A 20,525-nucleotide genomic window follows, 5' to 3' on the forward strand; every position below is an offset into this window, starting at 1 on the left:
AGGGATAAGCGCTGAAAGCATCTAAGCGTGAAGCCCCCCTCAAGATGAGATTTCCCATCGCGTAAGCGAGTAAGATCCCTCGAAGATGACGAGGTCGATAGGTCCGAGGTGGAAGCGTGGCGACACGTGCAGCTGACGGATACTAATCGATCGAGGACTTAACCAAGAAAAGCGCAGGCGACTGGTTAGCCCCGCTGGGCGCTGGAAGACCTGCGAGGAGGCTGTTGCCGCCACAGCAGGTCTGAAGCGACCCAAGGGGCTAGGAGCCGGAGCTAGACATCAGAAAAGCGCAGGACGCCCGCCTATCGGCGAGACGTGCTGGAGGGCCCGTGAGGAGGTTGTTGCCGCCGCAACGGGACCAAAGCGTCGCGAGCCGATGGCGTCCGGAGCTAGACAGCGCACAGGCGCCCGGCTTCTTCCAAACAAACGGTTATCTAGTTTTGAAGGAATGAACAAAATATCACAATATCACCATGTTATCATGCGGAAGTAGTTCAGTGGTAGAACACCACCTTGCCAAGGTGGGGGTCGCGGGTTCGAGTCCCGTCTTCCGCTTCATCGTTATTTTGCGCTCGTAGCTCAATTGGATAGAGCATCTGACTACGGATCAGAAGGTTAGGGGTTCGAATCCTCTCGAGCGCGTTTTCAGTAGTGAAAGTGGTTTTAATACATACATGCCAATGGATATCCAAGATTCCTAGTACATAGTTGCGAGATGAAAATTCGATAAAATTCTTTCGTTTTTCTACCTTTCCGTTTCTAGAATGAGGTTTAGGGGCATAGTTTTAGTGGTAGAACAGCGGTTTTCAAAACCTTAGGTGACGGTTCAATTCCTACTGCCCCTATATAAAGCGAACAATATTTTATGTTATCTTGTCTTTTGTGGCGGCATAGCCAAGTGGTAAGGCAGAGGTCTGCAAAACCTTCATCCCCGGTTCGAATCCGGGTGCCGCCTTCATGTTTCAACCGTGCGGGTGTAGTTTAGTGGCAAAACCTCAGCTTCCCAAGCTGATGTCGTGGGTTCGATTCCCATCACCCGCTTTCCTGTTTCCTATTAATATGTGTCCCAGTAGCTCAGCGACGAGCGATACATCCATGAATCCGCTCCGAGTTGTCTCGACGCATCTCGCTTCTTCGAATCCACTAGTAGAGGAAGAGACAGGATAGAGCAACGAGCGACACATCGTTGAATCCGCTCCGAGTTGTCCCGACGCATCTTACTTCTCTGAATTCGCTAGCAGAGGAAGGGGCAGCGAAGCTAAAGAGTGTATAACACCATGTCCCAGTAGCTCAGCTGGATAGAGCAGCGGCCTTCTAAGCCGTCGGTCGGGAGTTCGAATCTCTCCTGGGACGCTATGTAAAAGCCAGCCTTAACGGCTGGCTTTTTTGCAATTGTTAGAATGACATCATTTGTTGTTCTTTTTGCATCCGTTGTCTTTTCGACTTTTTGAAATGAAGCAGTTCGTAGACGACTGGGATCACCACAAGTGTTAACAGAGTGGCGACGCTTAGTCCCCCGATCACGACGACGGCAAGACTTGCGGAGACGAGGCTTCCTGTTTCCGTTTCCTTGAACAGTAAAGGCAGCATCGCGCAAATGGTTGCCACGGCGGTCATAAAAATTGGTCTCATCCTTGTTGTTGCCGCTTCGACAATTGCCTCGCGAATGGTCATCGACTGTTCGTTTTGCTTTACTCGATCTAGCAGCACAATTGCGTTTGTGACGACAATACCGATCAACATTAAGCCGCCAAGCAGCGCCGTGACCTCAACAGAAATGCCGCTGATTAACAAGCCTAAAACCGCTCCGACCGCCGCAAGAGGTAAAGAGAATAAGATGGCGATAGGGGCACGAATGGTTTTAAATGTAATCACCATAATTAAGAAGACAACCCCGATAGAGACGAGCATTGTCATAAATAAATCCGTGAAATCATCAGATTGTTGCGCGCTTGCCCCGCCTACGTATACATCTACGTCTTTAGGAAGCTTCATCCCTTCGCCAGGCTTTTCACCGAAAATCGCCTTGTTTATTTCTGATGAAATAACCGACAGCTTTTTCGGATTGACCTTTGCTGTTACTCGGATGTATTGATCCCCGTCTTTATGGAAAACGCTTGTCGGTTTTTCTGCTTTTTCTAACGAAGCGAGTTTTGCGACAGGGACGATTCCTGATGGAGTGGCAATTGGGATATTTTTTAGATCTTCCGCTGTTTTTGGTTCAAGAATAGGCTCTAGTAATACAGGAGCTTGTTGCTCATCCACTTTAATCGTGCCGATTGGCGTTTGATTTAACATCACTCCTAATTGCTGTGCCACTTGTTCCGTCTTTGCTTGGGAAGGATCGACGACTAAAGAGTAAACCGTCTTTTTCTCTTCTTCGTTCGTAACAACCGATTCAACACCGTCAATGTCCCGAATTTTTTCTTTTACTTTTGCGGCAGCTTTTTCAATGTCTTCTAACTGGTCACCCATGATGTCAATCGTAATTTCCGTTCCGCTTGCTCCCATCAGCGAAGAAGGATTCGCTTTTAACTCTGCGCCAGGGTATTTTTGTTTTTGTGTTTCTATTTTCTTAATAAATTTTTTGTCATCTGTACCGTCTTTTAAGATAACCATAATGAAAGCGGTTGTCGGCGGCCGAACATCGCCGTATTTCACGGCATCCGGTGTGTTTCCAAGCTGTGTATACGTATATTTAACCCCTTTTTGTTTTAGGACAAATTGCTCCAATTCGATCGTGCTCTCTTTTATTTTATCAATCGGTGTGTCATTCGGATAACTTAATGATATATCAATAAAATCGTTTTGCGATTTATCGACTGTTCCTTTCGGCATAACAAAATAAGCTGTAATGGAGCCAGCGAACATAACAAAGGACAAAAGGAGAACGACCCATTTATGGTTTAATGACCAAGTCAACAGCTTAGGGAAAAACGAAGTCTTTTTATGTTTCGGAAGCTTTTCTTTTTTCAGCAGCCCGGCACTCATGAGGGGAACGACGGTCAGTGCTACGATCAGTGAAGCTAATAAAGAATAAGTGACGGTAAGCGCGAATGGGAGTAAAAATTCTTGCAGTCCTCCGTTTACTAAACCGATCGGCAGGAACACGGCAACCGTTGTTAACGTCGATGAAGTAATTGCAGCTCCGACTTCTTTCGTTGCCTCAATAACCAACTCCGGGGAAATTTTTTCTGTCTGCATTCTTCGGAAAATATTCTCAATCACGACGATGCTGTCATCAACAAGACGACCGACGGCAACAGCTACGCCACCAAGCGTTAAAATGTTCAATGTAATTCCAGATAAAGCTAATAAAAATAATGTGAAGCATAAAGATAACGGAATGGAAACAATCGTAATCAATGTCGAGCGGACGTTTCTTAGAAACAGCATAATGACAATGGTAGCAAACAATGCGCCAAGCAACACTTCTTTCATCATGCTGTAGACGGAATGTTCGATCATGTCTGCGGTTGCGAAAATAACCGTTGCTTTAACATTATCGTATTTTTTATTAATTTCTTTTGCCATTTCTCTTACTTTCTTAGCTATACTTACGGCGTTGGAGCTGCCGTCTTTTGTTACAATGAAGACAAGACCGTCCTGACCATTAATGTGTGTAATGTTGTTGTTCGGTTTTTTTACTTCAATAGTCGAGATATCACCAAGCGTTGTGTTGGGAGCGATGATCAACTTCTTTAAATCTTTGAGATCATTCACATCCCCCATCACTTTAATATTGCTTGTTTTACCATCAATCGTTTTTTCGCCAACGGCTAACGCGATATTTTGCCCTTGAAGAGCGGTCATGACGTTTTGCAGAGCGACTTGCTTTTTCGCCATCGCTTCATTGTCCAGTTTTACAGAAACATAGGAGTCTGCTGTTCCGTATGTTTGGATGCTTGCTACTCCTTTAATGTCTTTGAAGTACGGGACAAGTTTTTCTTTAGCAAATTCGAGATTGCTTGGAGTAACTCCGTCATCAAAGGTAATGGCTACGTCAGCGACTGGAATCATGGAGGTGTTTAATTGGACAACGGTGGGCTTTGTTACGTTTGGTGGGAGCTTTACGTTGTCAAGTGCTTCTTGAATCGCCTGCTTTGCTTCTTTTTTATCAGTTTTTGGTTCAAAATAAACATCAATTTTCGAAAAACCGTCTCCGGTAGTGGAAAAAATGTTTCGCTTTCCTTCTACGGTGACAACGGCATTTTCAATTGGCTCAGTTACTTGATCTTCCATCGTATTAGAATCTACCCCTTGCCCCATCACCACAATAGAGATAAAGGGCTGATCAGCAGGAGGCAAAAATTCCATCGGCAACCGCATATAACTGACGATTCCCATGATGAGTACGAATGCTGCTATCAAAACGATAGCTGCTTTGTTACGAAAAGCCCATTTTGTGACAAAAGACATAAAAAAAATCATCCTTTCTTCATAGACTATTACTCATCATACCATATTTCTGCTAGAAAAATAATCATAAAATACTAAATTTTAATATTTATTTTATAGTCATTCCTTCCTCTAAACGGAATGAAGGCGGGAGAGGTTCATACGGAATTTTTAAGTATAGGTATGATATGGAGTTTCCACGTTTTTAAGTTGGTCCAATCTCGATTCATCAGCGGCTTTTCTAGATTTCGTGGTAATTATTTTTACATAAATTAATAGTTAATTTACCAATATATTAAAAAATTTTAACAATTATTCTGTTAAATAAGAGATAGGACATTTATTCTATCGCAAGGAGGATGACGATGATGAAAAAGAAAGGAATTGCTGTTGCTTTAGCTCTTGGGATGATGGTGCCGGCATTGCATCCCTCTCAAGCCGCGACAAAAGAAGTAAAGATTGAATCGATCTCGTTTAGCGGCTCGAGAGTGCCAACTACCGTTGAAGAAATGAGCAAACCATTTACCACAGCTTCCGTTGTTGTAAAATACACGGATGGAAAAACAAAAAAATTTCCGCTTACATATAAGCAGCTTTTTAAGACAACGGATACGTTTAAAATGTCCAATGGCGAAACTTTCCAAGCAGGTACACCGACGGATTATTATGGCGACCCAATTACAGACAAATCGGTAGATGGAAAACCTGTGCATTATGTATCTGATGCACCTGATGCGAACAGCTTGCTTCGTCCGATGAAAGATGGTTCGTTGTATCTTGTTTCTCATTATGAATATGATTCTCTAGACAACGCAGGAAATCCGGCATGGCGCCGCGTGCCAGCTTCAATGACGCTAACGAAACTTTATCAAAACATGAAAACAGGGGAGTTAAAGGTTTCCACTGTTGACAAAATTGACTTTTCCACGGTAAACGGTTTATGGGTGCCATGCAACGGCTCGTTAACACCTTGGAATACGCACTTAGGTTCAGAGGAATATGAGCCTGATGCCCGTTCATTTGAATTTGACACACCAGATAAGCTCAGTGAATCAACAGCTCATTTAAAAGATTTTGCAAAGCTATATTTTGATGACGAGAAAAAAGCAAATCCTTATTATTACGGATTTATTCCTGAAGTGATTGTTAGTTCTGACGGAATGACGCGCGTTGTGAAACATTATAGTACCGGACGCCGTTCCAATGAATTGATGGTCGTAATGCCGGATGAGCGCACCGCTTACTTTGGAGACGACGGTGAATATACAACGCTGTTTATGTACGTGGCTGATAAACCGCGTGATTTGTCTGCCGGCACCTTATATGCGGCGAAATTTACGCAAACAAGCGCAGAAAACGGCGGGGCGGGCAAGTTAGAATGGATTAAACTTGGACATGCTACGGATAAAGAAATTAAACGCATGATTGATAAAGGCATTAAATTCAGCGATATTTTTGAAGTGTCCGATGTGCCGAAAGAAGGTTTTATCCCTGTTAAGCAATACTCAGGACAGAATGCTAACTATGGCAAAGTAGAATACTTGAAACTGAAGCCAGGAATGGAAAAAGCTGCGGCATTCTTAGAGACGCGCCGTTACGCAGCGATGTTGGGAGCAACAAGCGAGTTCAATAAGATGGAAGGATTAGCAGTCAATGCGAAAGACAAAAAAGTATATGTAGCGATTTCTGATATTGGGAAAGGCATGGAGAAAAACAGCCAAGACCCGACGGACCACATTCAATTACCGAAAGTGAAAGCCGGTGCCGTTTATGAGTTAAGCTTAAAGCCAGGACAAAAGAATACAGCTGGTGAGCCGATTAACAGCGGATATGTAGCTGCTTCTATGAAGGCGATTCTTGTCGGCGAAGATTTGGCGAAGCCGGATGCTTACGGCAATAAAGCGAATGTGGATAAAATTGCCGGTCCGGACAACTTAAGCTTCTCCGAGGATTACCGCACATTGTTTATCGGGGAAGACAGCAGCCAACATATTAACAATTTTGTATGGGCGTATAACGTCGATACGAAACAGTTATCCCGCATTTTATCCGTTCCGGCTGGTGCGGAGGCAACGGGACTTCAAGCGGCCGATGACCGAAATGGATTTAGCTATATTATGAGCAATTTCCAGCATCCAGGGGACGAATTAGACAATTTTGCGCCGACAGCGGTAAACATCGATGATGTGAAAAAGGCTATCGACGCAACATATGGAATTAATCAAGCCGGTGCTGTTGGTTATATCCAAGGACTGCCGAACGTCGAAAAACTGCAGGAAGAATTAAAGAAGCAGCAAAAAGCTCAACAGAGCAAAAATAAAAGATAACAGAAAGTCTATCCCTGCACATAACCTGTCAAGTAGACAATGAAAAAAGGGTATATTAACTACGGCCTTTTCTCGATATTCAATCGGGGAAAGGCCGTTCAGTTTTTCTTGAAAACGATTGTGAGTGTAAAAATGAATATACTCTTAAATAGCCTGATACGCCTGTTCGATCGTTTTGGGTATACTAAATACATTTAAATCAAAATATCGAGGTTATGTTGAAATAATCACGGAAAAACCAAAAAATCGCTTTAAAAAGAAGCCAAATGAGGTAAATCGAAAGAATTCTCGGTAAACCCATCCAGCGCGAATCGAAGCTGCACTATTCTCCGAGGGATTGTGCAGCCTTTTTACATTTAAATCCAATTAATTACATAATTTAGTTTAAATTTTACACGATGATAAAAATCTGTATTATAAATGAAAACAATTTGAAACTTTATTGCAAAAGTAAGTCTGCTAGAATATTAAAGATGGAAACAAGAAAGTTTTAATAGGTATGTAAAATATACTGATTAAATATATAGGTCGGGTGATAGACATGGTGTTAGAGAATCAACTGATCAAAAAAACATTTTATGAAACATTGATGGAAGCGGATGAAAAAAATCCTGTCCGTGTGCTTGGAGAAGCTTTTCTTGCCGGGCGTAAAGAGGAGACAGCTGACATTTCCACCATCCGTTTTGCCCAAGGAGAAGTATATTTTCATAACAAAGATTATGAAGCAGCTATTTTCAAATGGGAAAACGTTCATAATGATTTAGAACCGTGGGCGAAGAAAAATATAGCGGATTGTTTTTATGAACTAGGGCAATTATCAACAGCTGAAGAAATTTATAAATCCATTGATACGGAAAGCAGTGTCTTACAATCAGAAGTTGCACTGCAATTATTTTCGCTTTACATAGACCAAGGCAGGCTTGAAAATGCAGATCAAGTGATCAAAAAAGCAGTATCCTTTAATCCGGACTATCCAAACGTGACTAACATTGCTCGCGCCTTTTTCGAAAAACACAAGGATTGGAAGAGCGCAATTGAACTGGCAGTAAGTGAAGCGATCCGGACAGAGTCCCATCAATGGTTTGATATTTTAAAAACATACGCAGAACAAGGATTAACGAAAACCTTTGAACCGCATTATTTTTCAAAATGCTTAGTCGTGTTATACAGAGTGGATCAGGCAAGATTTGAACAGATCGTTCAGGCATTATGGAATGGTTACAAAAACGAGCATTCCTATTTTTCATGGCTGAGGGAATTTAACCATCTTTTCTTCAATTTGGATGCAAACCGGGAGCAGTCTTGGAAAGAGCTGTCAGGACTTTATCAGGAAACTTATTTCGAATTGATCGATGGAAAGTATTTAATTAAAGAACTACAGGAGATTATTCCAAATATCTTAACGAACTGGCTCAAAATAGCCGATGATTCTCATGCTTTATTTGCTTCTGCAGCAGTATTGGCATGGAGCGAGAAATTTCCATCCAGTATTAGTCCAGAGGTTGTCAATGATGCCGAAAATCTTATTTTCCATTCCCGCAATGAGACAGACGGTTTGGAGTACAGCCTTACATTATTCGATTCCATCGTAAAATGGGCGGAAGCGCAGCATGTTGATCCAGGCCACCGCTTCAGATGGATCATCCGAGAACTGGTTGATTTTGAAACACATCATTTAATGGTAGCCGGAACTTCTGGAAATGGAAAGTCTGCTTTTATCAATTCAGTCCTCGGAGAAAATATCCTAACTGCTCCGACATCTTCCGTTATTGTATTTAAGGGGGATGATGAGACGGAGATTAGAAAAATATCCGATGAAGAATTAACAACATTTTCAAGTTTCCATGAATTCCAGGAGGCAGCCGATAGACGGCTGAATAAGGCTTTTGACAATGCGATTATTGAGTTCTCTCTTCCATCGCGAATTTTGCAGGAAAACAGACTAGTTCTTATGGATACGCCGGGATTTAGCGACCATAATTGTTTGGAAGAAGCATTAAAATATTTGCATTTTGCCGACAGTTTATTATTTGTTCTTGATGCGAACGATCCTTTTAACGAAAAAGAACAAGAGATTTTAATGCAGATTCGGGAATATGCTCCTAATCTTCCAATTCATTTTCTGCTCAATAAAATCGATGAAATTTATGATGAACATGAAGCCGCCAAGATTATTGAAGATACTCGTTCGAGAGTTCGGGTATATGTTCCGCAGGCTAAAGTGTTTGCCTATTCATCACGTTTAAGAAGCAGAAAACAACAAAATGATCTGACAGGGTTCTTGAAAAACTTTAACCGACAAATTGCTGAAGAGGATCGAATTGAAAAAATATTAATCTTTATTCGTCGATTGATTGGGCATTTATTAGATAAATGGGTAGAAATGGAAAACAAATTGACCGATTCGATTAAATGGAACGAAGAAATGGCCACAAAGCTAAGTGGTGCCATCCATCAATTAACGGATTTGAAAGAAGAAAAAGCGCGAATTATCACGAGAACGTTCCATAAAGTCGTGGAGGAAATCAGATCGGATCTATCAGAAAATATTCCGAAAATTTTACGAGAAAGTTCTGATATGATTCGAGAAGACAGTGATTTCCGTAATATTCATCTTGTACTAAATGATGAGATGAACCGGAGAGTACATGCTTATGTAAATGATAAGGTCTTGCCAAAGCTTTATCGTTCTCTTCAGGAATGGATTGTTACGGCAAATGATGAACTGAATCACTGTCAATCTTTCCTAGATGAAATAAGCGAAGGGTTTAATGCGATGTATGGGGAAGAGCGGCTTAAGCTGAATTGCGACTTTAAAGTGCTTGATGACTGGCGTCGGGATGCAGACCGGATGACGAGCGGGGTGCAAATGGAGAAGGTAAATATTGTTCTCCGCCGCACACCGTATCAAATTTTATTGAAAAGTGCCGGCAAGCTATTTGGAGCTTTCCAGCAAAACAATGCGATGTTATATAACAAATACAAGCAGTTTGTTGAAAATCAGGATTATTTAGAGGTTGTTGAATCAATTGTGAACAAGTTGCTTCTGCAATTCGAATTATTTGAGAAATCACTGGAACGAGATATTTCGATCTTCTTCCGAAATCCGTTTGCCGTATTGAATCAAACGGTGGAAGAAACGAAAAAAGAAATCAATGAAAAAGAAGAAGAACTGGAAAAAATGAGATCGAATCCGGAAACGTACCGCGATCCGCTAACATTGTTTGAAGTAAAACTCCGTCAATACGAGTGGATTACCATTTCTACAAAAAGAGTTCTTCAAGTATAATGAGATTGAACGAAAAAATCGGTCCATGGGGCCGATTTTTTCGTTGTAAAAATGTTTTTTAAAAACAGTGAGGTGAGTAATTTTGTTACATATAAGAAACTTAGAAGAAAATGATTTTGAATTTTTATTGGATATGATGTATGAAGCTATTTATATTCCGCAAAATAAGCCACCCAAAGAGGAACTGCTAAATTCACCACATATTAAAAAATATCATGAAGGATGGGGGAGAAAAGGGGATAGAGCTTTAATTGCTTTTCGCGATAATCAGCCTGTTGGTGCTGCATGGTATCGCTTATTCAAAGAAAATCAAAAAGGATATGGATATGTTGATGATAATACTCCTGAACTCGGGATAGCTGTTATTGATGCTGAAAGAGGTAAAGGTATAGGTACTCTACTTATGAAAAAGTTATTTGAACAAGCTTTGAAAGATGGCTATACATCCGTATCTTTGAGTGTTGACCCAAATAACATTAAGGCTGTACAACTTTATAAGAAACTCGGATTTAAACAATGTGGTTCATCGGGAACATCTTGGACAATGGTATATAACATTAAATAAAAAAGGTTCAAGAGAAGTTTTTATCGAAATAAAAAAGGGGGGAGGGAATTTATATGAAAAATGATCAAGTAAGAACAGTATATGTAATATCAGGACCCGCTGGGATTGGTAAATCAACGATTTCAAAAGAACTGGCAAATAAATTAAGTCATAGTGCTTATATTTCTGGCGATTACATCAGTCATATGCACATTAATGGGCGGAAAAAACCTTGGGAAAGTAAAGAAGAACTCTCATTAATTTGGGATAATATTTTAAGCCTTGTTAGAAATTTTGTAAAATATGGGAATAATGTCGTGGTGGATTATGTTACCTTTCCACAAGAAGCAATTTGGCTTTATGAAAATCTAAAGGATTTAAACGTAAGTGTTGTTTATGTAGTTTTATGGGCTGATAATGAAACGTTAATCAAAAGGGACGAAATGAGAAAACCAGAGCATAGAATGGGTGAACGCTGCTTAATTTTAGCTGATGAATTTAATGAATGTGGATTAGATAAAAAATATATTTTCGATACCAGTGAAAAAACTACTGATGATATTGATAATATCATTTATGAAATTATGAACAATCAAAAGTTTAAAATTAGTTAAACTCCCATGGAAGAACGAATTAACTTCCATCATCTGTGGTGAAGCTCGTTTCATGATTGGTTAGAGGGTGCTTTAACTGATATAGGTGTAGCATTGAATGAAATAATGATTTTATTTAGAAGTTGAGGAAATCTAAACGTCTTTTTCGTTTTCATGTACATGTGAAACTCTTTCAGCCACTCCCTACAAAAATTTCCGATGTGATTACACTTAACCGAAAAAGAAAAATAAGAACATTTTTGCTTGATGAATATACATTTCCATTGAAAATAAATAACGATGTAACAAAATGTGAATGCAAAAGTAATATCAGAACGATTGGGACACTCTTCAACCCACATCACATTGAATCAATATAGCCACGTCCTTCCAAGTATGCAGAAAGACGTGGCTAATAGGTTAGACAAACTGTTTAAATAAGCGGTAAACTTTGACTTTGTGACCAATATGTGACCACTAAGCGTGAATAAAAGAGGAAAAACATTGTCACTTACATTATTTCAATTCAAACGCCCAATTTCCGTTGCGGAAAATTGGTTCGCGCTTGCCATCTTTGGTGACACCGTCAATGTTTAATTCGGCAGAGCCAATCATAAAATCTACATGGGTGAGGCTATCGTTGACCCCATGTTTGTCGAGTTCTTCTTTGGACATGGCGGTGCCGTTTTGAATGTTCGTCGGATAGGCCTTTCCAAGCGCCAGGTGGCATGCGGCGTTTTCATCGAACAACGTGTTATAAAAAATTAGATTGGACATGGAAATTGGCGACTGATGCGGCACTAACGCGACTTCCCCTAAGCGGCGTGCGCCTTCATCCGTGTCTAATAAATGTTTTAATGTTTCGTTCCCTTTTTCCGCGGTAAAGTCGACGACTTTGCCATCTTTGAATGTCAAAGTAAATCCGTCGATCAAGTTGCCGTTATAATTAAGCGGTTTGGTATTGCGTACCTTGCCATTGACGCCGTCTTTATGCGGCATCGTAAACACTTCTTCTGTCGGGATGTTCGGGTTGAAACGAACGCCTTTCTGGCTGACGGTCGCACCGCCATGCCATACATGGTTTTCAACCAGTTCGATCGTTAAGTTCGTTCCCGGCGCTTCATAGATGAGCTGTTTATATTGTTTATTGTTTAAATAATCAACGATTTTGGCGAGTTGGTCGTTGTGCTGTTGCCACGCTTGGATCGGATCGTCCTGGTCGACGCGGGTAATGCGGAATATCGCCTCCCATAGCTTGTCGATCGCTTCTTCTTCGCTGAGGTCTGGAAATATTTTTTTCGCCCAAGCTGACGTTGGGACGGAAATAAGCGACCAGCAGTTTTGATCGGCCATTAGTGCGCTGCGATAGTTGCTTAATGCTTGAGATGCGGTTTTATTTGCCGTTGCGATCCGTTTTGGATCCACATCTTTCAATAAATCAGGATTTGGCGAATAAATCGATAAAAACGCTGCCCCTTCCTCGACAAGCTGTTCCATGCCTTTCGCCCGCCACATTGGATATTCCAAAAACGCTTCGTCGGGAGCATATTTGAATTTAATGTATGTAAGATCTTCGTCATTCCATTCGACATAGACGTGTTTGGCGCCGACTTCATATGCTTTTTTCGCGATTTTCCGCACGAGCGGCGCGGCTTCAAGCGGGGCGTTCACAAAAAGCGTTTGCCCTTTTTGGACGTTGACGCCGACTTGAACAGCAAGCGCGGCATATTTTTCTAAATTTTGCTCCCTATTGCTCACGTTTTTCACTCCTCGCTTTTCATATTATTTATGCAGAATTTTATTATATATGAAGAACTCGGAACATTCAAATATTTGGATGAATTGGTATTGTTAAAAAGACGAGAAACAATTGGTCAGAAAGTATAAGACGAAGGTACAACCATTGATGTTAGTTTAACGTTTTTCTCAAGAAGTTTCTCACCTCTAGATGGAATGTAGGTAGAAGAGGTTCATTCAATGGATTTCAACTCGAATATTATTTTACTTTCTATTCATCATTCTCTAAAACAGTTACGGTTGCCAAAATAACGAATCAATTGCTTTGCTTAATAAAGACGCATAATGATTATAAATGCGGAATAATTTGAATAATAACCATGTTTCGTCGGAGAAAAGGAAATCGAAATACTGCGTAGTCTATTTGGCATCGTCCTTACCGACGATGCGTCCAATAGACATCGGCCAGTATAGTCATTGTTGTGTGATGATTTATACTGGCTTTTTGTTTTGCCGTGATGAGTTTCGTTTACAAAAGGAGGAAGCATCGTCGCGAGTTATTTTTATTGTTGAAGGGCGTGCAACGAATGAGCGGAAGTAATGATAGGCAGACAGGGCTGATATGTCTATGAAGGGGGAGAAATTGGATGAAAACGGCGGATATTATCATTGTCGGCGGAGGAGTAATGGGATCGAGTGTAGCTTTCCATCTTCGGAAAATTGGCTTTGATGGCAGAATTGTTGTCTTTGAAAAAGATCCTTTGTACGAGTTCTCGTCTACGCCAAGAAGCGCGGGAGGAATTCGGCAGTTGTACACAACGCCGATTAACATTCAATTAAGTCGATATAGCTTGCAAATATATAAGCAATTTCCTGAAACGATGGCGGTGGATGGCGAACCGGCGGAGATTCATTTTCGTCAAAACGGATATCTCTTTTTAGCTACAAAAGAAATGCTTCCATCGTTGAAAAAACAATGCTTGCTGCAAAACCAATACGGTGTTCCGTCACAGGTATTATCAGCCCAAGAGTTATTGGACATCATTCCCGAACTAAATATCAATGATTTAGCGGGCGGGCTTTATTGCCATGAAGATGGCTATTTAGATCCTTATTCGGTGATGCAAGGGTATAAGAAAAATGCGCAGCGATTAGGAGTGGAATATATTTATAAAGAGGTAGAAACGATCACCACCGATGAAAACAAAGTGAGCGGAGTTCGGCTCGTAGATGGAACCGTGTATCACTCTTCGATCGTGATCAACTGTGCTGGGGCATGGGGAGTATATCTTAGTGAAAAAATCGGCATTCCGTTACCGGTTCATCCGTTAAAACGACAGATTTTCCAATTTGATATAGCAACACCGTTAAAAAAGGAATTGCCGCTGACCATTGATCCAACCGGCGTGTATTTTCGCCATGAAGGAAGTAAAATTTTATCGGGCTTTTCCGAAGATACAAAGCCGGGAATTGATTTCACCGTGACACGTTCCTTGTTTTATGAACAAATGTGGCCGATTTTGGCGCATCGCATTCCAAACTTTGAAGCGGTGAAGGTAACAGCGGCGTGGGCAGGACTGTATAGCTTTAATACGGCAGACCATAACGCCATTATCGGAAAACACCCGTCACTTCATGGGTATTATATGGCGCTCGGATTTAGCGGGCATGGCATGCAACAGGCGCCGGGAGTCGGTATAGGATTGGCCGAATTAATTCATTACGGAAAGTACAAAACAATCGATCTCACACCTTTGCGTTTCGAACGATTCGCGGAAAATGACTTAGTGTTGGAAGATGCCGTTGTGTAAGAGCAAGTTTCCATAAGCAGAGGAACGGAGGATACGCAATGTTAGTGCTTGATGAAAAAGCAATGCTCGAAACCGTTTCGATGAACGATGTCATGGAAGCGATGAAGTGAGCTTACCGTCTCTATGAGAATAAACAGTACGAAATGCCGCTAAGAACTCAGCTCCAAGACAATGAAAACACATTTTTGTTAATGCCTTCGATTGCCCATCAATCGTTCAGTCTGAAAGTTGTAAGCGTTTTCCCTAATAATCAACAGCATCCTGTAACGCAAGGAATAGTTATATTAATAGACCGTCAAACCGGAAGCGCAAAAGCGTTACTCAAATGATTGCTTTTTCTAAAGTCGTCACGAACAAGGTGAACTATACTTTTCAATCGGATTGTCCGACTATCTTCAAGTCTACTGGTATGGCGCTGTTTGACCTTGCTGTTGCGGAAATGATGTATGAAAGTGCGATTGCCAAACAGACGGGCACGTACGTCCATTTGTAAACCAGTCATATTGATCCTGTGATTGGAATGATTGTCAGCACAATCATCGTGGTTAATTTTATCGTATGCAGGAGGATTTATAAGTGTTGTATGGACAGATATGGTTCAAAGCTTAATTTAGTCTTCTTTTCCCTGACAAACAGGAAACAGAGAAGGCAGCGGGAATGGTATAATATATGGCATAATATAAAAAATCACCTCCTTTCTTTCGGGGAAGGAGGTTAAAAAATGCTGAAAACCCTGAAGTTCGACTTAGTGTATTTGTGGGAAACCCTGCTATTAAAATTTATGAGAAAATGGGTTTTCATTCAAGAAACATTACTATGAGTTTACCATTGTAAAAGATAATGAGGCTGAACCTATCCTTTCAACTCCCAAAGAAGAACAAAATTTCTTCCTTAACCTGTGATGCCATGAAACGTGGCATAGATGACTAAAAAGAGAAAAGGGAAGGAGAAAATCACATGGAATACCGGATATATGAGGGATTTCCTCCGTATGACATACTTGAATCGGTCATGCATCTATATGAAACAATTTTTCAAACATCGTCGGAGAATATTCGCAGCAAAATGCAGAAAGTGGACAGGCTGCTTGTTCTTGTCGCTTTGGATAACGGCAAAGTTGTTGGTTTCAAAGTGGGGTATGAACAAGATGCAAATGAGTTTTACAGCTGGATTGGCGGGGTCGACAGCGCGTATCGCCGGCAGGGAATTGGCTCGACATTAATGACGATGCAGCACGACTGGCTGAAACAGCACGGCTATTCGGTAGTGACGACAAAGACAAAGAATAAATGGCGGAACATGCTCATTTTAAATTTACGGCATGGATTTGATATCATCGGCACGTATACGGACGAAAAGGGAGAGCCGAAAATTATCTTAAAAAAACAGCTATAATGATTAAGCGAAACATTATTGTCGAAAAACTGCTGCGCCATCCCCATATACTTTGTTTTATCATAGTTATTATAGAAGAATACGGGAGTCTTGTTTATCACTCATCCATATGTTAGACCGTAATCGATCTATTCTTTCTATACCAAAAATAAGAGCACGGAGTCCTTAACGTTATTGTATGTAAAAAAGCTGTACGATTACCATTATTTATACGATAAAAATGTTATGTTAACAACACCGGAAGGAGAAAACACCATGACGCAAAAGAGCCAAAAGTTACTGCTTATTGACGGGATGGCGCTCTTATTTCGTTCGTTTTTTGCGACCGCACTTCATGGGAATTTTATGTTTACAAGTCAAGGAATTCCGACAAACGCGGTTTATGGATTTGTCAAGCACTTCATCGCTGCCGTTCATCATATAAAGCCAACACACGTTGTTTGCTGCTGGGATATGGGGAGCACGACGTTTCGAACGGAAATGTTTCCGATGTATAAGGCGAACCGAGGGGAGCCGCCATTAGAGCTTGTCCCGCAGTTTGAACTAGTAAAGCATGTTGTTTCCGCGTTTGATGTTCCGAACATTGGCGTACTGGGAGCGGAGGCGGATGATTGTATTGGCACGCTCACAAAGCAATGGAAAGACGAAATGGACATTGCCATTTTGACAGGGGATCAAGATTTGCTGCAGCTTCTTTCCGAAACGGTAACGGTATATTTATTGGACAAAGGGATTGGCAATTATCATATTTATACGCTGGAGCGGTTTCGAAAGGAGATGGAAATCCTGCCATCACAATGGGTCGATGTCAAAGCGTTAATGGGCGACGCAAGCGACAACTATCCAGGGGTGCGCGGCATCGGCGAAAAAACAGCGCTAAAATTAGTGCGCCAGTACGGTTCGATTGAAGGAATTCTCGAACATCTTCCCCTTTTGACAAAGTCGCAGCGGCAAAAATTGCAAGAACATGAAGAGATGCTGCATCTTTCTAGAAAACTAGCAAAAATTTATTGCGATCTTCCGATAGCCCTGCGAATCGAGGAGGCGGAGTGGAACGTAGACAAAGAAAAAGTGGAGCAGGCTTTCCGTGCTTTAGAATTTAAAGGGTTAGATCGCTTGTTGACATATAAGTAAAAGCCAGTCTGAAACTGGCTTTTACTTATATGCCATCTTATGTAACCGCTATCTTTCAGCATCCATCCACATTTGCCCCCACTGCTTAATCGCTTCCATTACCGTTTGCAGAACACGCCTTTTTTCGATCAACGTATATTTAATCCGCAGTGGCGTTTCCGGATATACGTTGCGGTTCACAAATCCTTCTTATTCTAATTCTTTTAGCCGCTCGGAAAGCAGGACGACTTGGCTGGTAGGATCGATTATTTTGGTTTCATCGTAAGTACTTTCCGCTCTATATACTCATTGTATTTTTGAATATAGAAAAAGTAGTTGTCAATAGACGAAAAGCCGTTATAGAGAATGTTGCGAATGTTGTAATAAATTTATTAACAAATTGTGAAATAGTGAGCAAAATCATTTCAGTTCCTGTAAAAAGTAGTACGATAAAAGTGTAAGGGACAATAAAAAATAAAAGGGGAGAGAGGATATGGTTAAATGGCTTCGCGAACATACGAGTGCCTCTGTCATCATGGTGCTGTTCCGTTTGTATCTCGGCTATGCTTGGATCACCGCAGGATGGCATAAAATAGTAGATGGATTTGACGCATCGGGATTTTTGAAAGGAGCCCTCGCTAAAGCAACAGGAGAACATCCAGCGGTGCAAAGCTGGTGGGCTGCCTTTATCGAACATTTCGCTTTGCCAAACGTTGGATTGTTTAACGTGTTAGTGCCTTGGGGAGAATTTCTAGTCGGCATCGCACTTATTCTCGGCATTTTCACAACGTTTGCAGCACTAATGGGCGCTGTCATGAACTTTGCGTTTATGTTCTCGGGAACGACGAGCACAAACCCGCAAATGGTATTGTTAACGGTGTTCATCCTTGTAGCGGGCGCCAACGCCGGCAGATATGGCCTTGACCATTGGGTCCTCCCTTACATTCGTCAGTTTACGCATAAAATTCACCGTCCACATCGTCCGGTAATATCTCATAAATAAATGTGGCTAACCTAATCTTAACCCAACGGCCGTGTACTTCTCTTTTCGGAAGTGTGCGGCCGTATTCAGTTATTAGAGGCATTTTTTATAGGAATGAACTTTTTGGTTACTTCATTGATTATGGAAAAAATGTTAAAAAAACTTTGTATCGCAGGGGTTATCCCATCCTTTCTTTATATTCTGACCACATTTTGACTTAGCAATGCTTTCAACTCCTCTTTTTCAAGAAATTTTTTTCTCCTCCTTGTTTTCTACACGTCCACAGTCTCTTTCTACTTGGGGCTTTTTGTATATTCAGTTGGGTTGGATTTAATTCGACTCTAATTCTACGGCTTTTCTTAAAAACCATTTTTCCAGTTATCACCTAATCCTTTTATTAAATATTAATTCTCAGAGTCTAAACAATACTAAATGATTAAACCAAAGGCTATTCATTTCCTGAGAAAAATGGTAATATTTTTTATTGAAATTCTGCATATTGGTGGTGTACATATGTTTTCATCGTTAAAACGATTCTTAATCGGCAGACCGTTGAAATCAACCGAACTGGGAGAGCAAAAATTGAGTAAATTAAAGGCATTAGCCGTTTTATCTTCGGATGCTCTGTCTTCGGTTGCGTACGGTACGGAACAGATTTTGCTGGTTCTCGCAACGATTGGAGCTATTGCATTTTGGTATTCCATTCCTATTGCGATTGGCGTTCTTATTCTACTGGTGGCACTTATTTTATCGTATCGCCAAATCATTTACTCTTATCCGCATGGAGGCGGAGCTTACGTCGTTTCTAAAACGAACTTGGGTGTAAACCCGGGTCTCATTGCCGGAGGCTCTTTACTGGTCGACTATATTCTCACCGTGGCAGTAAGTGTGTCCGCGGGAACAGATGCCATTACATCGGCGTTTCCCACTTTACATCCATACACAGTTGGAATTGCTATCACACTGGTTGTGTTGATCACTATTCTTAATCTGAGAGGCGTCACCGAATCCGCTACCGTTTTGGCCTATCCCGTTTATTTGTTTGTGTTGGCGCTCGTTACTCTCATTATTGTCGGGATTTTTCGTATTATTAATGGACAAGCACCGTCTACTTTACATACACCGATCGGTACTGCGGTGCCTGGAATTACCTTATTCTTGTTGCTGCGGGCATTTGCCTCTGGCTGCTCTGCGTTGACAGGGGTAGAAGCGATCTCCAACGCCGTTCCCAATTTTAAGGAGCCGGCGGCAAAAAATGCTGCCAAAACGTTAGTGATGATGGGGTTCATTCTCGCAGTTTTATTTACAGGAGTCACTTTTTTAGCATACTGGTATGGAATTGCTCCGAAAGCAGAAGAGACGGTTGTTTCCCAGCTCGCTTCCGAGGTGTTTGGAAGAGGCGTGATATATTACTTTATCCAAGGAACCACTGCCCTTATTTTAGTGTTGGCGGCCAATACGGGATTTTCTGCATTTCCTTTGCTGGCCTATAATATGGCATCCGATAAATACATGCCAAGAATGTATCTGATACGCGGTGACCGTTTAGGATATTCCAACGGAATCATCACGCTTGGTTTTGCCTCCATTTTGTTGATTATCGCTTTTAAAGGGCAAACGGAACAGCTCATTCCTTTGTATGCGGTTGGCGTATTCATTCCTTTCACGTTGTCCCAAACAGGCATGATTGTCAAATGGGTGCGCGAAAAACCAGCGGGGTGGGTCCCGAAGCTGCTTACGAACTTGCTGGGAGCGATCATAACACTAACCGTACTGTGCATTTTCTTTATTACAAAATTTGCTCAAGTATGGTCTGTGCTTGTATTTCTTCCGATCATCGTATTTATTTTTCATCAAATCCATAAGCACTATGATGCGGTGGCGGAACAACTGCGGGTCAATCCCAATAAGATTCCAGACAAAATAGAGGGAAATGTCGTCATTGTACCTGTTGCGGGAATCACAAAGGTAGTAGAGCAATCCTTAAATTACGCCCAGGCCATTGGCGATTATGTATTGGCGGTATATGTGGCATTTGACCGGGAAAGCATGGTCCGGATGGAAGAGAAGTGGGAGAAGTGGAGGCCGGATATTCGCCTTGTTACACTCATTTCTCATTATCGTGATCTGATCACACCAATTTCCAAGCTAGTGGATACCATTGAAAGCAAGGCAGAGGAAAGAAACTATACAGTAACGGTTTTGATTCCTCAATTTATACCCAAAAAGGGCTGGCATAACATTTTGCATAACCAATCGAGCGTTTTGTTGAGATTGCACCTTCTATATAAGAAAAATGTGATTGTCTCCACAGTTCCTTATCGGCTTCAGAAGTA

Annotated in this window: 13 protein-coding genes, 5 tRNA genes, 1 rRNA gene and 1 pseudogene; 16 read left to right on the plus strand and 4 right to left on the minus strand. The window is 41.3% G+C overall.

Annotated elements, in window-relative coordinates; all coding sequences use genetic code 11:
* From AC1WMD_RS18300 to AC1WMD_RS18325, 6 genes are all read left to right on the plus strand, one after another.
* Positions 1-166: ribosomal RNA gene (locus AC1WMD_RS18300) — 23S ribosomal RNA — on the plus strand; the annotation flags it as partial.
* Positions 167-483: 317 nt separating this feature from the next.
* Positions 484-555: transfer RNA gene (locus AC1WMD_RS18305), tRNA-Gly, on the plus strand.
* Between the two features lie 13 nt (positions 556-568).
* Positions 569-642: transfer RNA gene (locus AC1WMD_RS18310), tRNA-Arg, on the plus strand.
* A gap of 242 nt (positions 643-884) precedes the next feature.
* Positions 885-955, plus strand: a tRNA-Cys gene (locus AC1WMD_RS18315).
* A gap of 15 nt (positions 956-970) precedes the next feature.
* Positions 971-1,041: transfer RNA gene (locus AC1WMD_RS18320), tRNA-Gly, on the plus strand.
* Positions 1,042-1,279: 238 nt separating this feature from the next.
* Positions 1,280-1,353, plus strand: a tRNA-Arg gene (locus tag AC1WMD_RS18325).
* A gap of 42 nt (positions 1,354-1,395) precedes the next feature.
* Here AC1WMD_RS18325 and AC1WMD_RS18330 read toward each other — a convergent pair.
* Positions 1,396-4,419, minus strand: a complete 3,024-nt coding sequence (locus AC1WMD_RS18330) for an efflux RND transporter permease subunit (RefSeq protein ID WP_043905200.1) — start codon at positions 4,417-4,419, stop codon at positions 1,396-1,398.
* 347 nt (positions 4,420-4,766) lie between these two features.
* Between AC1WMD_RS18330 and AC1WMD_RS18335 the strand changes: the two genes are divergently transcribed.
* Positions 4,767-6,725, plus strand: a complete 1,959-nt coding sequence (locus tag AC1WMD_RS18335; RefSeq protein ID WP_052351531.1) for a PhoX family protein — start codon at positions 4,767-4,769, stop codon at positions 6,723-6,725.
* A gap of 60 nt (positions 6,726-6,785) precedes the next feature.
* On the opposite strand, the pseudogene AC1WMD_RS18340 reads toward AC1WMD_RS18335, so the two are convergent.
* Positions 6,786-6,905: pseudogene (locus AC1WMD_RS18340) on the minus strand (IS3 family transposase); the annotation flags it as partial.
* Positions 6,906-7,266: 361 nt separating this feature from the next.
* Here AC1WMD_RS18340 and AC1WMD_RS18345 point away from each other — a divergent pair.
* The 3 genes from AC1WMD_RS18345 to AC1WMD_RS18355 all read left to right on the plus strand — a co-directional run bounded on the left by AC1WMD_RS18345 (position 7,267) and on the right by AC1WMD_RS18355 (position 11,172).
* Positions 7,267-10,014, plus strand: coding sequence for a dynamin family protein (locus AC1WMD_RS18345; protein WP_494258172.1), 2,748 nt, complete (start codon positions 7,267-7,269; stop codon positions 10,012-10,014).
* A gap of 82 nt (positions 10,015-10,096) precedes the next feature.
* Positions 10,097-10,579: a GNAT family N-acetyltransferase gene (locus AC1WMD_RS18350; RefSeq protein ID WP_043905198.1), complete on the plus strand. Its 483-nt coding sequence runs from the start codon at positions 10,097-10,099 to the stop codon at positions 10,577-10,579.
* Positions 10,580-10,626: 47 nt separating this feature from the next.
* Positions 10,627-11,172: an AAA family ATPase gene (locus AC1WMD_RS18355; RefSeq protein WP_171699516.1), complete on the plus strand. Its 546-nt coding sequence runs from the start codon at positions 10,627-10,629 to the stop codon at positions 11,170-11,172.
* A gap of 495 nt (positions 11,173-11,667) precedes the next feature.
* Here AC1WMD_RS18355 and AC1WMD_RS18360 read toward each other — a convergent pair whose 3' ends face one another.
* On the minus strand, positions 11,668-12,909 hold the full coding sequence (locus AC1WMD_RS18360; protein ID WP_494258173.1) for an aminopeptidase: 1,242 nt from the start codon (positions 12,907-12,909) through the stop codon (positions 11,668-11,670).
* 626 nt (positions 12,910-13,535) lie between these two features.
* On the opposite strand from AC1WMD_RS18360, the gene AC1WMD_RS18365 reads away from it, so the two are divergent.
* The 4 genes from AC1WMD_RS18365 to AC1WMD_RS18380 all read left to right on the plus strand — a co-directional run bounded on the left by AC1WMD_RS18365 (position 13,536) and on the right by AC1WMD_RS18380 (position 17,228).
* Positions 13,536-14,699: an NAD(P)/FAD-dependent oxidoreductase gene (locus AC1WMD_RS18365; protein ID WP_043905195.1), complete on the plus strand. Its 1,164-nt coding sequence runs from the start codon at positions 13,536-13,538 to the stop codon at positions 14,697-14,699.
* Between the two features lie 325 nt (positions 14,700-15,024).
* Entirely contained in the window at positions 15,025-15,192 is a 168-nt protein-coding gene (locus tag AC1WMD_RS18370) for a hypothetical protein (RefSeq protein ID WP_186003859.1), read from the plus strand.
* Positions 15,193-15,656: 464 nt separating this feature from the next.
* The gene (locus AC1WMD_RS18375; protein ID WP_494258174.1) at positions 15,657-16,094 is read left to right on the plus strand and encodes a GNAT family N-acetyltransferase; all 438 of its coding nucleotides are present in this window, start codon (positions 15,657-15,659) and stop codon (positions 16,092-16,094) included.
* Between the two features lie 255 nt (positions 16,095-16,349).
* Positions 16,350-17,228, plus strand: coding sequence for a 5'-3' exonuclease (locus tag AC1WMD_RS18380; protein ID WP_494258175.1), 879 nt, complete (start codon positions 16,350-16,352; stop codon positions 17,226-17,228).
* Positions 17,229-17,276: 48 nt separating this feature from the next.
* Here AC1WMD_RS18380 and AC1WMD_RS18385 read toward each other — a convergent pair whose 3' ends face one another.
* Complete coding sequence (locus AC1WMD_RS18385) at positions 17,277-17,408, minus strand: HxlR-like winged helix-turn-helix transcriptional regulator (protein ID WP_494258176.1); 132 nt, start codon at positions 17,406-17,408, stop codon at positions 17,277-17,279.
* A 292-nt stretch (positions 17,409-17,700) separates the two neighbouring features.
* On the opposite strand from AC1WMD_RS18385, the gene AC1WMD_RS18390 reads away from it, so the two are divergent.
* Entirely contained in the window at positions 17,701-18,210 is a 510-nt protein-coding gene (locus AC1WMD_RS18390) for a DoxX family protein (RefSeq protein ID WP_043905193.1), read from the plus strand.
* A 492-nt stretch (positions 18,211-18,702) separates the two neighbouring features.
* On the plus strand, positions 18,703-20,525 hold a 1,823-nt coding region (kimA, locus tag AC1WMD_RS18395), incomplete at its 3' end, for a potassium transporter KimA (RefSeq protein WP_494255957.1).

The sequence above is a fragment of the Parageobacillus sp. NEAU-HV-2 genome (assembly GCF_059115485.1).